General features: G+C 73.6%; 1 protein-coding gene. It reads right to left on the reverse strand.

The features are described 5' to 3' along the window. Positions 1-2: 2 nt before the first annotated feature. The gene (locus IF55_RS05220; protein WP_037962759.1) at positions 3-16,919 is read right to left on the reverse strand and encodes a WXG100-like domain-containing protein; all 16,917 of its coding nucleotides are present in this window, start codon (positions 16,917-16,919) and stop codon (positions 3-5) included. Positions 16,920-16,925 lie beyond the last annotated feature (6 nt).

A 16,925-nucleotide genomic window follows, 5' to 3' on the forward strand; every position in this document is an offset into this window, starting at 1 on the left:
GCTCAGCCAGATGATCGCTCAGCGGATGATCGTTCGGCATGCTGCTCGGCCGCCAGTTCCAGCACCCTCGCGTAGAAGGGGTGCGTGTGCGGCACGCCCCAGCAGTGCAGATAGACGAGGAGCTGGGTGAGCACGGTGTCGTACTCGACGAGCGCCGTGCTCTTCTCCGGCGCCCGCTTCGCCACGTCTTTGAGTATGTCCTTCTGCTCCTCGGCGAGGCCCGCGCCGGGCCCGATGATGTACTTGCCGAGCTGGGCGGGGCGGGTGATGTAGCCGAGCTTGTTGTCGATGAGCTGCCGGCGCCCCGGGTTCGCGGTCACGCCGTCGTCGAGGAGTTCGCGCAGCTCCGCGGTCTTCTGCGCCCGCTCCTCGGCCAGCGCCACCATCTGATCGGCCGTCATGTGCGGTCGGCAGATCAGCAGCAGCTCGGTGTTGCCGTACGCCTCGCCGACGTCGACGTGCGTCATCTCGTGGGCCAGCGAACCGAGCCGTTCCACCGCACCCTGCGGCTGGCTCAGCGAGTGCCGCATCTTGTACTTCGGGGCGTCGGCGGAGCGGGACAGGCTCGTGCCGGGCATGCCGGAACTGAAGGCGACCGCGGGCCGGTGGGCGAGGAGTTCCGCGAGGAGGGTCCGGGTGAGCGGCGGGGCCGAGGGGTCGTCGGCGATCTCCTGGAGGCCGTCGAGGTCGCTGCCGATCATCCGCTGTACGGCCTCGGCCGCGTCGGCCTGCTCGGCCCCCGAGGCGTGCACCGCCTTGTCGCAGGCGTTCCCGACCACCATGGTCAGCCACTCCCCCACCTTCGGGCCGAGGATCGTGAGCGCGGCGTCGCCGGAACCCTCGTGGATACGGGTCAGCACCTTCTCGTGCGCGCCGGTGAGCTGGACGAAGAGTTCGAAGGGATCATGCATCTCCTTGGCCAGCGCGAGCTGGTCGTGGATCTCGCGGTAGTCGCGGGCGAGCCGCACGGTCTCCTGCACGAGGGCGGGCAACCGCAACGCGCCCATCTGGCCGGCCACCTCCCCGAGCAGGGCCTGGAGGCCGTCCTGACGCACCCCCTTCACCACGTCCTGGGCGTCCGTCGCGGCCTCGGACAGCGCTTGCAGGGCGGCGTTCCTGGCGAGGTGGTCGTCCGCCGGGAGGGCATGGAACTCCGCGATCCGGTCGGCGATGTTCTTGAGCACCTTCGGGCGGGTGCCCGGCCCCTTGGTCCGCTCCTTGAAGGCGTCGGCGGACATCAGGCCACCGCCCGCCGCCGCTTCCGAGGAGGGCTGGGACTGCTGGGCCCTTTGCGCCGGTTGTGCCTGCTGGGACGACTGTGCCGCGGAGCGGCGTCCGCCGAGCCTGCTGACGAGCATGTCGGACAGCGACTGCTTGTGACCGGAGCCCGAGCCGGAGCCGGAACCCGATCCCGAACCCGACCCGAAGGCCGGGGAGTTGGCCTGGAAGTCGGACCCCGACTCGGTCGGCTGCTTCGCGCCCGTACGAGCGCCCGTGCCCGTACGAGCTTCCGCGCCGCCCGTGCCCGTACCCGTACGGGCCAACGGGCTCTCGCCTCCCGGGCCCGGGTGGACCGCCGGCTGCTGGGTCCCGTGCGGCACGAAGGCCGTCGCCCATCGGCCGCGCCGCCCCGTCCCCTGGTCGGCGAGCAGGGCGAGCACGCCCTCCCGGCCGAGCCCGTCGCGGCGCTCGGCCTCGACATGTCCGACGACGCCGGTGGGCCCGTACCAGCGACGCCCCGGCGTGGCCTGGGCGGCCCGCTCGATGACGCTCGCGCCGCCCGACTTGCCGCTCCCCGCCTCGCAGGCGACAAGTACGACCGGCGCGCCGGTGTCCTTCGTCAACGACCCGACGAACGCGGCCAGTTGATCGCCGCCCACCTCCAGCGGCTTGGCCTCGCCCTCGGCGTGCAGGAGCACGCCCTTGCCGGTGCCGTGCGCGTCGAAGAAGTACGGCCGCCGGCGGCTCCCGGCCCCCGCCGTCGCCCCCTGCTGCGGGCCCTTGACGTGCCAGGGGGTGGTGTCGGTGGCCGTGTGCACCGTGCCGTCGGGGGTCTCGGCGCCCTTCGGCCCCTTGTAGTGCCAGTAGGTGGCGCCGTCCCGCCGGAAGTTCGCGTAGAACTTCTCGCGGGCGGCCCATTCCTCGCCGGAGTGCGACGCGTGGCCGATGACCTGCCCTTCGGCGTTCTTGATCGCGTGCAGCCGAGAAGTGAACTTGCCGACCGGGACGTGGCGGCCGTCAGTGGTGACGAGCGTCGGGGGCAGGGGCTCCCGCTGCTGCGACGGCGGGCGGGAAGCGGCCGGCGACGGCCCGCCGCCCCACCGCTTGAGCTTCGCCCGCGTCGCGCGCAACCGCTCGGCGAGCGAGGCGAAGCCGCTGGAGCGCCGCTGTTCGGCGGGCTGTTGCTGGTGCTGCTGGAGGAGCTGCGCCGACTGCTGTACGGGGGGTGCGGGCCGTACGGGCCGGGCCGGCCGTACGGGCTCCACCGGGCCCATGGCCTGGTAGTGGTCCTCACCGTTGTAGTGGACGTACAGCGTGCCGCCGCGGGCGCCGGGGTTGAAGGACTGCGTGGGGACGCCCTCCTGCACGACCCGGATGTTCACGTCCAGCGCGCGGGCGAGGACCAGCGGGGCGTGGTCGAACAGCGGTGTGTTCCACAGCCTGGTGTCGCGCAGGGCCGCCGCCACGAGCTGCCGCGCGCCCAGCATTTCGGCCGTCGCCCTGTTGGGCGCGTACTCCAGCAGGCTCGATCCGAGCCGCTGCCACGCCTCCGGGTCCGTGGCGTCGGGGAGGTCGGCGAACCCCAGCTCGTCCAGTTCCGCCACCGTCGTCCGCGCGTCCGCGCCCTCGCTCATCAGCCAGTCCGCGACATGGTCGCGCAGCCCGGGCACGTCGAGGTGGAGCACCTGCCCGGCCACGCCCTGGCGGTACCCGCCGGCCAGGACGGACGCGAAGAGGCAGTCCCCGTCGCCGGTCACCCCGAGAACCCGGAACTCCCGCCCGTCGACGGTGAACCGGCCCGTCTCGGACCGCTCCTCGGTGGCCGCCTTGCTCTTGGCCCCGGCCTCACGCGGCTCGGTGACCTTGGGCCGTACCGCCTCGGGCTCCTGCCGCCCCTTGGCCGCGTCGGGCTCCTGCCGCCCCTTGGCCGCGTCGGGCTCCTGCCGCTCCTTGGCCGCGTCGGACTCCTGCCGCCCCTTGGCCGCGTCGGGCTCCTGCCGCTCCTTGGGCTTGGTCAGCGTCTCCGGCTCGTTCGGGGGCGCGGGCTTCGGCTGCGGCTGCGGCTGCGGCTGGGCAGTGGGCGCGGGCTTCGGCTCGACAGCGGGAACGGGCTCGGCGGCCGGCTTGGCCTCCGCCTTCCCCGCCTCGGGCTTGGCCTCCACCGAACCCGCCTCGGGCTTGGTCTCCGTCTTCCCCGCCTCGGACTTGGGCTCCGCCGTAGTCGGCGCGTACGTGTTCCCGTCGTGGCGCAGCAGCGGGCCGCCGGACGGGTCCTTGCCGTACGACGTGATGTGGCCGTCCTTGTCGACGACGCGCAGCCCGCCGAAGAGGGAGGCGGCCAGGCCGCGGGCGAGCGCGGTGAGGGACGGGGACGGCTGCGCCGTCGGGCGGGAGAGCAGCGCGGCGGTGAGCTCGCGGCGCTGCCCGTCGGTGAGGGCCGCGGGGGTCAGGGGCCCGGGCGGCAGGCCCGCCGCCGCCAGTTCCTCCGGGGTGAACTCGTCGTCGGCGGCCGGGAACATCCGCCGCCCCAGGGCCTCCCGCTGCGCGGTGGTCAGCGACACCGACGACGGCAGCCGGCCGTCCCGTACGTACTCCGCCCGCTGTCCGGGGGCCAGCCGCACCCCCGCCTCGTCCAGGTCGGCCTGGGTGAAGGGGTGCTGGAAGAGGAGTTCGTCGCCGAGGTCCGGGAAGCGCGGCTGCTCCAGCTCGCGGGCCAGCCGGTCGCGTACGCCCGCGGCCTCCCGCTTCTCGTCGCCGCGCGGCACACCGTGCCGGGTCGCCGCCTCGGCCTCCTTGCCGCCGGCCTTCTCCACCGCCTTCATCGACGCGGCGAGCGATTCGGCGAAGCGCGAGCCGGGCCCGGTGACCGGGTTCAGCGTGTGGCGGCTGCCGTCGGGCAGGACGAGGGTGGTGGTGCCTTCCAGGGACGCGGGTTCGGTGGCGTCGTCGGTGCTCTGGGCTTCCTGGGCGTCGGGCCTGGGGACGGCCGAGCGGTACGTGTCGTCCTTGACGTGCAGTACGACGCCGCCGCGCTCCGGCTGCGCCTCCTTCGCCCCCTCCGTCCCGTGCGGCAGGAACTTCTGGAACCCCAGGTCGCCTCGGACCACCGTCACCGGCACGCCCAGCGCGCGGGCGGCGAGGAGCGGGAGCAGGTCGCCGCCCGCGTGGTTCCAGCCGGTGTCCTTGCGGTACCCGATGCGGTCGTCGCCCGCGCGCAGCAGTTCCTTACGGGCCAGGGCCAGCCGCTGGTCGGCGGTGAGCGTGACGTCCTTCGGCAGCCGCTGCCACGTCTCGAACTCCTGGCGCTGCGCCGAGTCGAGCTGGATGCCGGCCTCGGCCAGGTCGTCGGCCGTGAACCGGTCCCAGTCGTCCACGGCCAAGAAGCCCGCCAACTCGTCCTTGTCCGCCGACAGTTGCGCGGCCAGCTTGTTCTTGAGCGCAGCGATCTCGACAGGCGTGATCTCGGCAGGAGTGATCAGGGCAGGGGTGGTCACATCGCCCACGGCCTGGGCGTCCTGCCCCGCTCGCAGCGCCGCGAACTTCTCGGGGTCGGCCCGGCGCAGGGCGTGGAGCAGCGACCGGTGGAAGCCGGTGCCGGTGTCCGGGTCGTGCCGGGCGGCGCCCTGGCCCGTGCTGTCGCCCTCGGCCCCCGTCTCCTGCTTGCTGCTCGGCGGCTCCACGAGGTCGAGGACCGTCGTGCCGTCCGGCCCCGTCAGGCTCAGCGGCTCGCCGTCGCCGTCCTTGTCCAGCACCGTGTACGGGTCCGGCGCCGGGTCGTCGTCGGTGGCCCGTTCGTACGTCTCGGGGTCGGCCTCCGGGTACCACGGGCGGTGATCCGGCTCGCCGGAGCGGCGGGCCGACTTCTGGGCGGCGAGGAACCGTTCGCGGGCCCGCACCACCGCGCCGTGCCGAGTCTCCAACTTTTCGCGGGCCTTGGCGTACGCGCCATCGGCGGTCCGCAGTGCGTCGCGCGCCCCGCCCTTCGGTTCTCCCGGTGCTCCGGTGGCCGCGCGGGCCTTCTCGTCCGCGGCCAGCCATTCCTCCCGCGCGGTACGGGCCTCCGTCAGCGCCTTGCGGTACCGGGCGTCCTCCAGCCGCCACTGCCGCGCGAACGCCGCCGCCTTGTCCCGTTCGCGGGCGGCGGCCTCCGTCAGCGTCTCGGCCGTCAGCAGCGGGTCGCGCTCCCCCGGCGTCCCCGGCAGCCAGGGAGCGGTCTCCTTCTCGACCTCCGCCACGGAGGTGAGCTGGGTCTGCTGCGCCTCTCCGGCCGCCGTCGCCTCGTCCGGGTGCGGGTAGCCCGGCGCGGCTTCCGGTACCGGCGGTGTCTCATGATCGTCCTTGAGTTCCGGGTCCCAGGGCTTCGGCGGCGGCCCCTGCCGGTCCGCCTCCGGGAGCCCGTGGTACCGCAGCGTGTCGTGGGCGGCGGTCCAGGCGCGGGCCAGCCGCCGCTCGGCCTTCGTACGGTCGCGGGCGTGGTCGGCCAGGTCCTGGTGCAGCTTCGCGTGGTGTTCCTCGCGCGTGGCGAGCCGGCGCTCGGCGGCGTCGTAGGCCGCCTGCCGCTCCTTGACGCGGGTCTCGGCCTCGGCGGCGGTGAGCGGCCCTCCCGAGGCTGCCCCGCCCTCCACCGCACCCGCGCCCGCCGCCTCGGCCTCAGCCTTCGCCAGCGCCTCGCGGGCAGCCGCCAAGCCGGCCCGCGCCTCGGCGAGTTCCGCCGGGAAGGCCCGTAGGGAACGCGCGGTCGCGTCCCATGCCTTGGCGGCCTTCTCGAAGGCTTCGGTCTCCGCCTTCACGGCCTTCTGGGCGTCCTCGACCTGCGGCGGGAGCAGGTCGAACTTCTTGGCCAGGTCGTTGGCGACCCATACGTACACGCCGTCGCCGATGGTGTGGCCCACCGCGGCCTCGGGGAGCCCCAGCTCCTTGCGGACGACCTGCGGCACCAGGTTGTTCAGCTTCGTGACGAACGGCGCGTCGGCGATGCGCTGGGTGACCTTGGCGGAGTGCTGCCAGTACACCGGCAGCCGTACGAGCACGGCACCGCCCGCGGGCGGCTTGACCGTGGTCAGCGCGGAGGTACGGCGGTCGGAGGCGATGCCGGAAGTGGCGGAGTCCGACCAGCCGGGGCCGCTGCCGGAGGCGCCGCCGGGCGGCAGGGGGCCGGGGGCCGCCGCGACGTTCGGGCCGGCGCTGAACCCCGGCTGGTGCGTCTCGGTGCTGTCGCCCGTGTACGTGGTGTTGGTCAGCGCGCGGGTGCTGGCGCCCAGCCCCGCCCCGGGGTCGAAGGTCACCACCTGCGCGTGGCCGAGGTCGACGCTCGCGTGCAGGGACAGGGTGGCGTCGAGGCCGCCGACGGCGGTGGTGTGGTCGTGCAGGGGCGGCAGCGTGAACTTGTCGCGGACCATCCGGGGGAACGCGGCGGCCAGCACCTCGTCGGAGACGTTGTTGTAGTGCGCCTCCGCGCCGGCCGTGCCGGGCTTGGTCAGCTTGCCCTGGCCCAGGTAGGGGGCGCCCTTCGGGCCGGCCGCCTCTTGTCCGGGGCGCGGCCGGCGGTGGCGCGGCCGCTCGGCGGTGTCGAGGGCAAAGGCGCCGGCCTCGCGGAGCTTCGCGACACCGCCCACGCCGAGCACGACCAGGCTCTCGGGGGCGGAGGCGAAGAGTTCCTTCCCCTTCCGGTAGCGGGCTTGCGCGCCGCGCTTGAGCACGTCGTCGCCCGCGCTCGGCAGCAGCTTCGGCCGGTCGCCGCCGCCCGGCGTGGCCACGGGTTTCAGCGCCGGCAGCGCGGGGCCGCCGCCGCTCCGGGGCACGGTCAGGCTGATCGGCACGTTCTCGTCGAGCTCGCCGACATCGTGGCGGAACGCCAGTTGCCGCACCCCGTCCAGCTCCAGGTCGATGGAGAGGGTGAAGCGGGTGCGGCTGCGCACGGCCGGGCCGGACCAGGCGATGGACGCGGTGGGCATGTCGGTGGCGTTCGTCGCGCGGGCCGTGGAGCGGGAGGTGCCGGCCCGGTCGTCGAAGCCGGCCGCGGCGGACTTCACGTTCGGCGTGGAGTCCACGGTCGGCGTCTCGGTGACCTTGTAGCCGCCGTCCGAGCCGGACGACACCTTCTCGGTCAGCGTCTCGGCGGCGAGCAGCGTCTTCGCCGTGGTCAGCTTCACGTCGTGGCGCAGCGTGCCGCCACCGGAGGTCTCCCGGCGCAGGGTGACGACGAGCCGGCCCTGCTTCGACGGGCCGAGGTTGTTGCGCACCATGCGCAGCGACGCGCCGCCGTTCTCCATGGTGGCGCGCAGGCCGCGCAGCGCCTCCGGGGAGAGCAGCAGGTTCTTGCCGGCGAGGCTGCCGAGCTGGTCGTCGAGGATGCTGTGCGGGTTGAGCCACCCGGCCTGGGCGGGCAGTTCCTTCCTGACCCGGGCGGTGAACGCGTCGAGGGCGCCCGCCATGTCGAGGCGGCCGACCGGGAAGGCGGCGAGCTTGGTCAGGTCGCTCGCCGCGAACCGCTCCGGCGTCGGCTGGGCGCCGAGCCCGTCGTCGTAGAGCCCGGCGGCCTTGGCGTCGGCCAGCGGCATCCACAGCAGGACGCCGTCGGGTACGTTCACCACCCGCCCCTTGGGGGTGTTGGCGGTCACGGCGTTGACCGCCGGCGCCGCGAGCCCGGCGTGCCGGTAGCGGGCCGCCAGGTGCCAGTCGACGTCGGCGACCACCAGGGCCAGCGGGCCGGCGTGCTCGGTGGTGTTGGCCGGGTTGGCGGTGAGGCTCGCGGACTCCGTCGTGGTGCGGCCGCGCTGGTAGGGGGTCCAGGTCAGGCCGTAGTTGCCGGTGGTCTGGTGGGCGTCGGGCTGCTTGGCGCGGAACGCGGCGTTCAGGCCGACGCTGCCGTTGGTGGCCGAGGAGACGGAGTGCCCGGCGCCGGTCAGCGCCGAGCCGATCATGGACGCGGAGAGATCGCCCGAGTCGGCCACCGCGAGGACCCGCGGATTCTTGATCTTCGGCCAGGCGCTGACGGTCGCGGTGTCGTCGGTGAAGGCGGTCTTGCCGTACAACTCGCCGACGTGCTTGCCCGTCTGCGCGGCGTCGCTGAAGTCCGCCTCGTTGCGCCCGGCGCCGAAGGAGTTGCCCAGGGCGCGGCTCGCCGGCGTGCCCTTCACCTGATAGACCCAGGAGCCGCCCGACACCTCGCCGAGCAGGCCCGTGAGGTGTTCCTGTACGACCTCGGGGGCCACCACCTTCTGTACGAGGTGGGGGTGGCCGAAGATCTCGTGCGGCTGCCAGTCGGGCACCGGCCGGCCGGAGGAGAGCTTCTCGGCCAGCTCCTCGCTCATCGCCTGGACCGGCTCGACGGCCCGGTCGCGCCGGAGCCCGCCGAGGGGGACCTCCTGCGGCTGTGCCTCCTGTTCTTTCCGTTCGGCCGTCGGTCGCGGGTGCGCGTGGGTGGGCGACAGGGCGGCGGGCACCGCGATGGTGACATGCCCGGCGAACCGCTCCGGCTCCGAACCGAGCAGGGCGATGGGCTCGCTGGGCCGTACGAACCACGGCAGGCTCATGAGCTGGCCGCTGAGCACGCGCGCGGCCTGGCGCGGCCGCCGGAACGAGGTGGCGGTGGCGTGGAACTGGAGGTCGTACGTCCACAGGTGCTGCGGCCCGGTGCTGGTGACGCCGCCGTCGGTGGCGGCCATCGGCCCGTACGTCGTGCCGTATGACGTGGACCAGCCGTACCGGGCGCTGAACCCGGCCGACGCGCCGAGGTCGCCGCCGCCGGAGACGCCCAGGTCGAAGCCGGCGGCGAAGCCCTGGGTGCGGGTGCTGGCGGAGTCGCCGTGGCGCATCGACGCCAGGTTGTTGGCCTGGCCGAGGTCGTGTGCGACGCCGTCGAAGCGGAGGTTGGCGGCGGTGGCCTTGAGGGTGACGGAGACGTACTCCTTGTCCAGCGGGCGGAGGTCGCCGTCGTAGAGCTGGCCCAGCCGCTCCAGCTCGAAGGAGACGCCGGTGCTGGTCAGCGCCTCAAGGCCGCTCTCCACCTGGACCTGGGAGAGGGCCTGGTGGAGCTTGTGGGTGTTGCGCAGCGCGTTGGCGTAGTCCTGCGCGCGCCCGGCGAAGCGCTTGGGGACCAGTTCCCCGGTCTCGGCATCCTTCACGTATCGGAACCGCTGGGGCGTGTGCTCGTCGGGCGACAGGACCAGCTCCGGGTACTCCTCGTACAGCCGCCGGTGCATCTGATCGCGCACCTTCTCGACGAGCGACGCGCTCGTCGCCGCCGCAGCGTCCTGCCCGTCCTGCCCCTCCTTCTGCCGGTGGGCGGCGTCCCGCGAACTGCCGCCGCCGGGGCCGGAGTCCAGCTCCACGACGGCGTGCGGGCCGAAGGTGACCGGGTCGTTCTCCAGCAGATAGGCGGGCGGCTTCGGGGCGGGGGCGTCCTCGGCGAGCTTGGTGCCGTCGTCCCAGCCGGCCAGCCGCCGCGCCTCGGCGCGCGACATCAGCAGCTTGGCGCTGATCTGGTACGGCAGCCCCTCGGGGTGCGGGGAGGCCCACTCCCCGCCGAGCTTGCGGACCTTGAGACGGTACGCCACGTCGTACAGCCCGGCGTGCCCGCGGCTGTTGAGCGTGCGACCGCTCTCCACGTTGTTGCCGCTGGTGGAGGACTCGGAGCGCTGACTGGAGACCGAGGCGACCGCCGCGGCCTGCGCCTTCAGCCGGCTGTCGCCCAGCGGCGAGAACGCGGGGCCGAGCGTGGCCGTGACCGTGCCGCCCTGGGCGCTGCGGCGCTCCACCGTCGCGGTCATCCGGTTGGCGTCGGCCTTCTTGACCTCGCTCTTGTCGGACGCCGTCGACAGCTTGGCGGAGACCGGCTCCAGCTTCAGTTCGATCGCTCCCAGGGAGCGCTGCCCGCCGAGGCCGGCGAAGAGCGCCTGACTCATGGCCGTGCTGGTGGTGGCCGGGCCGAGCAGGGTGCGCAGGCTCTCCGGCGAGACGAACGCCGTGATGTCCTCGTGGGCCGCCGTACCGGGCTTGGCCTCGGGGAACGCCTGGAGGGCCCAGGCCAGCAGATGCTGGTCCGTATCGACCGAGACCGGCGAGTACAGCCGGGGCCGGTCGCCCGGCGCGAAGGTGAACGCGGACGGCAGACGGTCGGGCCGTACGGGGTGGGTGATGCTGTCCGGGGCGCGCCACATCAGGCCGCCGCGCACCGCGTATGTCGACTTCTCCGGGACGCCGGCACGTTCGGGCGTGATCTCGTTGTGGTTCTTGTCCCAGCTCTTCGTCTCGACGGTGATGTGCAGGTCGTCCACGTGGACGTGGCTGCTGTCCTTGCCGACCGAGGTCATGCTGGTCTGCGCGCGGTTCTCCGTACCGTAGGAGTAACTGGGCTCCATCCGCCGGACCGAGAAGCCAATGGAGCCGTACGGGCTGGCGAACCCGGCGGCGGGGCCCAGTGGGACGCTCGCGCCGTAGCTGCGGTTCGCGCCCAGGGTCTTGGAGTCGCCCGCGCCGGGGCGGCTGCGGATCTCGGTGTCGACCTTCGTCTCCTGGCCGGACTCGGGCTTCTCCTGCTTGGTCTGCTCCTCGGCCTTTTCCCCGGACTTTTCCCCGGCCTTCTCCTCGGCCTTCTCCTCGGTCTGCCCCTCGGTCTTCCCTTCAGTGTCCTCGTCGGCCTTCTTCTCGGGGGCCGCCTCGCCCTCGGCGGCCTCGGGCGTCTTGGGCGGCTCGGTGTACCGGGACCAGTTGCCGAAGTTGCGCACCGTCAGCGTCACCTGCCGGTAGCCGCCGTCCTCCGCCCGGAACGTGAAAGGCCGCCCGTCGACGAACGTATGCGGGTTGTTCATCAGCTCGCGCTCAAGCTCCGCGAACTCGCCCGCCGCGGGCTTGAGCGCCGCCTTCAGGTCGTCCCCGAGCAGGTCGAGACCGCGGAACGTGACCTTGCTGTGCCCGAACCCTTCGAGCGAGCGCGGCAGTTCGGACTCGTCGTCGAACTTGACGAGGTCCTGCGTTTTCCAGTCCGGCGGAGTCGGCCCCTTCTCCAGCGCGATCTCGCGCTCCCCGCCGGGCTCGGCGCTCTTGACGACCTTCTCGGAGTCGCCCTTCAGGTGCGCGTACGCCTCGTCGAGGATCGTCTCCTCGGTCGCCCGGGGGAACCGCTGCCGCGTCTTGTACAGCAGCTTCTCGTAGTCGTCGGCGGAGAGCTTGTCCAGTTCGGCGTCCCGCTCGGACTTCGACGCCGCGGATGGCTGCTTCTCCGGGGCCTTTCCGCCGGACCCGTCGCCGCCGGGCTCTCCCGGACTGACCGGCTCCTGCTGGAGCGGCGTCGGAACGTCGCCGCCCGAAGGGGCGGGGTCGCGCAGGGCGGCGAGCCGGCGCGCCAGCGCCTCCCATTCCTTGGAGACCGGCGGCTGCATCCGCGGCTGCGTCTGCGGTTCAGCGGAGTCGGGCTCGTACTGCCCGGAGGTCTTCCTCGGCAGCCCGTGCCGCAGGCCGGCGGCCTCGTCCTCGCTCGCGCCCGTACTCTCGCTCTCGGTCTTCGGCCGCTCGGTCTCCAGCGAGCCGACGGGCTGCCGGCTCCCCGGCTTGTTTTCCGCGTTGCCCGTGGCGCGCCCCGGGGGCGGCGGCGTGGCGCTGGTGTTGGGGTTGGGCAGATGCGGGAGCGGCCCGTGGTCGTCGTCGGTGGCGAGGCCGCCGCGCTCGGCGTCCGTGCCGGTCGGCGTGGTGGGCTCGTTCGCGTGCTGCTGGTGCTCCTGCGGCGCCGGCGCCGCGCTGGCGTCGTCGGAGGGGTGGGGCGGCGGGCCGAGGGGCGGTCCGTCGCCGTCGAGCCCCAGCCGTCCCAGCCGCTCCAGCAGCGTCGCGCTGTCGCGGGCGGCGGCGGCCTTGGCCGAGGCCGGCAGGGCGTCGAGTTCCTGGTCGATGCGGCGGTTGAGCGGGTTCAGCGGATCGGGGGCGGTCAGCGCGTCATCGAGCCGCGCGAGCTCGGCGTCGCGCAGGTCGGCGGAGTGCCGGCGGTACTCCTCCAGCAGCAGGTCGGTGGCCTCCGGATTCCGCGCGGCGGCCTCGAACCTGCGGTTCCACGCCTTCCGCTGCTCCTCCGTACGGGCCGGGCCGTCCGGATCGCCGTCCCGGATCTGCCGCACCTCGCGCTCGCGGGACAGGTCCCGGAGCCGTTCCAGGTGCTCGATGTCGACGTGGTCGCGCTCTTCGCCGGTACGGGCCCCGGCCCTGCGCTCCGCCCACCGCCGCCGCTCCTTTGGCGGCATGCCGAGCGCTTCCTCCCGCTCGGCGACCCAACGGCGCTCCCTGGCCTCCCACTCGTCGTGTTCGGAGGCCGCCTTCTTTCCGGGCTCGTCGGCCGCGCCGCCCGGCTCCTCGGCGGTTGCCTTGGTGTTCGGCTCCGCGTCCTTGCCGGAGCCGACGGGACCATCGAAGTCATCGAAGCCCTCGGCGTCGGGCCCGCCGGCCTTCAGCTCTTCGAGCCTCCGCCGCAAGTCGGCGGTTTCGGCGTCCTCCCGCAGGTGCCGGACGCGCCGGTCGTACTGTTCCTTGATGTCGTCCCGCAGCCCATGCTGCTCGAACCGCCGCCCCCACTCCCCCAGTTCGCGCTCCGAGGCACCGAGCTTTTCGAGGTCGCCCAGGCGGCGCGCGATGTCGAGGGCCGCGAGTTCGGCCTCGTACTCGGAGAGGATCTTCAGTTCGTCCTCCGCGCTCGCGGCGGTGTCGCAGCGGCTCGCCCACTCCGCGCCGCGCTCCGGCGTCATGCCGAGTGCTTCCTCGCGCGCCCGGCGGCTGTCGCTCAGCCACCGCGCCGCCCGCAGCTCGTCGTCCAGGGAGGAGGCGTCGCCGCGCGCGGCGACCTCGTCCCGCAGTTCGCCGAGCCGGTCGTCGTACTGGCGCAGCAGCTCGGTGGTCTCGTGCGGCGTGCCGTGCTGGGCGGAGGACTCGATGTCCAGCGCGCGCCGGTACCACTCCGAGCGCCGCATGCCGAGCCCGGACACCCGGTCGTACCCGCCGTCGAGGTGGCGGCGGAAGTGCTGAAGGCGCTCGCCGAGCCCCGCCACGGCCACCTTGTCCTGGAGCTCGCGCAGCCCTTCGGCCGCCTCGCGGTACTTCCCGGCCGCCGAGTCCTCGGTGATCTTCCGGGTGAGTTCCCGGCGCTCGTCGGGGTCCATGCCGTGCCGGCGGGCCTGCTCGCCCAGGTGCTTGAGCGCCTGCCCGACGCGCTTGTCCATGGTGGTCGCCGCGCCGGGTACGGCCTCGGGGGCCTTGGGCCCGAACTCTTCCGCACCACCGGGGACCTTTGGCAGGTCGCCGAGGCCCGAGTCCGCCGAGTCGAGGTCCGACCGGTCCGCGAACGGCAACTCACGCAGCAGTGAGTCGAGTTCGTCGGCCTCCGAACGGCCCGAGCCGCCGTTCTCCTCATGCGGCGGGCGCGCCGCGCCGCCGGGGTCGTGCGAGGGGACCGGGGGCAGCGAGGTCAGCTCTTCCAAGAGTCCGTTCGCCGCCCCGTCGTCCGTGGAGCGTGCGCGCGTACCGCCCTCCTGGTCGCCGAAGCCCCACTCCCGCTCGTCCCGGAGCGCCTTGCGGTACTCGGCCCGCAGGTTCCGTACGCGCTCCTCGATCGCGCCCGCGTCGCCGTCGTCCCCGTGCTTCAGCCTCTGGAGCCGCCGCTGCAAGGGGTCGGTGCCGTCGTGGGGGCGCTTGAGGTCCTTGAGGCGTTCGCCGAGGGCGGCGTCCGCGTCGTCGCCGAGGCTGCGCGCGGGCGGCCTCGGCCCGTCGCCCTCGATCCACTTCAGGTTCTGGTCCCGCTGCCGCTGCTGCTCGGCGAGGTGGTCGCGTACGGGCCGGATCAGGTCGGTCACGTCCGCGAACCTGCCGTCCGCTATCGCGTGCGCGATGGCGCCGGCCGCCTCGGGCGGGAGGCTCCACGGCTCGGCGTCGTCGCGGTCGACCGGCAGGGAGCGCCGGGCGTCCTCCAGCATCTCCCTGGCATCGGCCTCCAACTCCTTGAGCTTGTCCAGGTGCTGAAGGGCTTCGGCGGTGTCCCCCTTGGCGAGGGACGCCTCGATGTCATCGAGGACCGCGCCGCGCTCCGGCTCCGCCCCCACGCCCGTCGGCTCGTGGAGCGTCCGCGGCGGCTTCGGCCATACGGACTCGTCCTCGACATCGAGGGAACCACGGCGGTCGCCGGCGCTCCCCTCGCCGCCGCTCCCGGCCTCGGACCCTGCCCCCGTGTGCTCGGCGCCCCCACCGCTGCCGGACGACTCCGTCACCACGCGCGGCGGCGCGCTCGGCACCTCCGGCAGGTCGTCCAGCACCGACCGTGCCGACTCCGTGGAGGGCGCGTGACCGCTTCCGGTTCCGGCCCCCTCCTTCGTGCCGGCGCCGCCGACACCCGCGGCAGAACTGTCGCCCATAGCGGGGGTGTTGGCGGAAGAATGCGACGAGGAGCCGTCGTACCGGGAAGAGGTCTCCGGGCGCGTGAAGTTCGCAGTCGCGCTCGGGCCCGGGGCCGGCCCCGCCGTACCCGAGGCCGAGTCCGAGGGAACATGCGCGTCCGAATCGCCCGAGCCGCGCTCGGACGACGGAGAGTTGCCGAGGAAGTCCGACGGCCGTCCGGCGCCGGACTTGCCCGCGCCGCCGCCCGTTGCCCCGCGAGGGCCGGACGACGACGTCTCGACGGGCTTCGGCGGCGGCGTGGGAGCCGAACCCGACGACGTACCCGAGCCCGACGACGCGCCCGGCCCCGAGGGGGACGAGCCCGCGCCGCCCGGCTTCAACTCCGGGCCAGGGGGAGCAAGTTGCGGGGGCGGGCTGCTGTGGATGGCCGAGTGGAGCGCGCTCATGCCGTGGCCGAGCCCGCGCCCGACGACCCCGCCGAGGGCGCCCGCGACGGGGGTGAAGCCGGTGACCTTGAACTCGTGGTCCGGCCCGAAGATGAGGTTGTAGAGCCCCTCGCTGACGGCCATGTGACCGGCGTCCACCGCCGATCCGCCGATCATCTCCCCGACCTTGTAGCCGAAGTTGCCGTGCAGATTCTTGCCGACGCTCTGCACCAGCGAGCCGGGCAGTTCGTGCGAGAACGCGTGCACGCCGTCGGCGCCGAGCTTGCCCGCGTACGGGGCCAGCGCGTCGTCGAGGGACTTGGTCAGCGCCTGCCAGTCGCCCTTGCCCGCCCAGTTCTTGACGAACGCCTCGCCGTAGTCCTGGCCGAGCGCGTGCGCGGTGTCCTTGCCCAGGGCGTCGCCGAGGCGGTTCTCGAAGGACTTCGCCATGTCCCGGACGACGCCCTGGCCCACCACGTCGGCGGCCGCGCCGTGGACGCCGGCCTTGCCCACCTGGTTGAGGGAGTCGTTGGTCTTGCCGAGGATGTCGCCGATGTCGTTGCCCAGGCTTCGGGCGGCCGACTCGCTGATGCCGTGGTCCACGGCGCCGGAACCGGCCCCGGAACCGGCCTTGGACCCCGCCGATCCCGCCTTGCCTCCGGCGCCGCCCGCACCGTCACCGGCCGTGCTGCCGGCGCCCTTGCCCACGCCGTCACCGGCCGTGCTGCCAGTACCCCGGCCCGTACCGGCACCGGCGCCCTTGCCCGCACCGCTGCCCGTACCAGCACCGGTGCCCTTGCCCGTACCCGCGCCCGTACCACCGCCGGGACCGACGCCGCCATCGCCGCCCTTGCCGAGCCCGCCACCGGGACCGGCGCCCTCGCCCGCGCCCTTCCCGGGGCCGGCGCCAGGGCCGGGCCCGTCGCCCGCGCCGGTCTTCCCCAGCCCCTTGGCGCCGCCCTTCGCGCCGCCCTCCGCGCCGCCCGCGGCCACGTCGTCCGCGCCGTGGCCGAGCGCGTTGCCCAGCCCCTTGGACAGGTCCTTCGTCCCGCCGTCCGTGCCGTGCTCGGCGAGGTTGGCCGCGCCCTTGCCCAGGCCCGCGGAGAGGTCCTTCGAGCCCCCGTCCGCGCCGTGCGAGGCGGCCTTGCCCAGGCTGTTCGCCAGCGTCTCGCCCGCGTCGTGGGAGAGGGCCGAGCCGAGCCCCTTGCCGATGGTGTTGCCGAGCCACTTGCCGAGGCTGTCGCCGATGAACGAGAACGGGCCGCCGACGAGCCCGCTGATCGCGCCGAACTCGGCGGCGCCCTTGGTGAAGTCGGTGTTCCACTCGGTGCGGTTGCCCTGGAGCATCTGGGTGACCTGGAGGATCGCGTCGAGCAGCAGGCCCCCGACGATGCCCATCACCATCTGCATGATGATCTGCTGGAGGAGGTACTTGGCGAGGAGCTGGGCGAAGAGCCGGAACGCCGCCTCCGCGGCCGCCGCCCAGATCTCGGAGACCCCGGCGGTGAACGGCGCGAGGGCCTGGGCCAGCGCGATCTGGGCGATGAGCAGGGCGAGCTGCCCGAAGACCGACCACTTGGTGTACTCGACGTCGGCGGCGGTCTTGAAGGCGTTCTTGGACAGGTCCTCGGCGTCCTTCTTGGCGCGGCCGAGGATGCTGTCCTCGCCGCCGACGAAGAACTGGTTGGTGTACTGCACGAACGCGTCTGCGGACGCGCCCTCGAAGTCCATCTTCACCTGCTGGACGACCTGCCGCAGCAACTCCTCCAACTGCCCGAACTTCTCGGCGGCGTCCGTGTACTCGTGGCTGACGCGGCGCAGCTCGTCCTCGTTGGCCTGCGGCCAGTCCGTGCCCGTCAGGGCCTTGAGGAACTTCGCCCAGTCCTCGGATATCTCGATCGCCATCGTGCG

Origin of the sequence: Streptomyces varsoviensis (assembly GCF_000718635.1) — a bacterium.
Taxonomy (GTDB): domain Bacteria; phylum Actinomycetota; class Actinomycetes; order Streptomycetales; family Streptomycetaceae; genus Streptomyces; species Streptomyces varsoviensis.

Bases quoted from the DNA above. Each gene is read 5' to 3' on its own strand.
- IF55_RS05220 (WP_037962759.1), bottom strand. From the start codon at position 16,919: ATGGCGATCGAGATATCCGAGGACTGGGCGAAGTTCCTCAAGGCCCTG.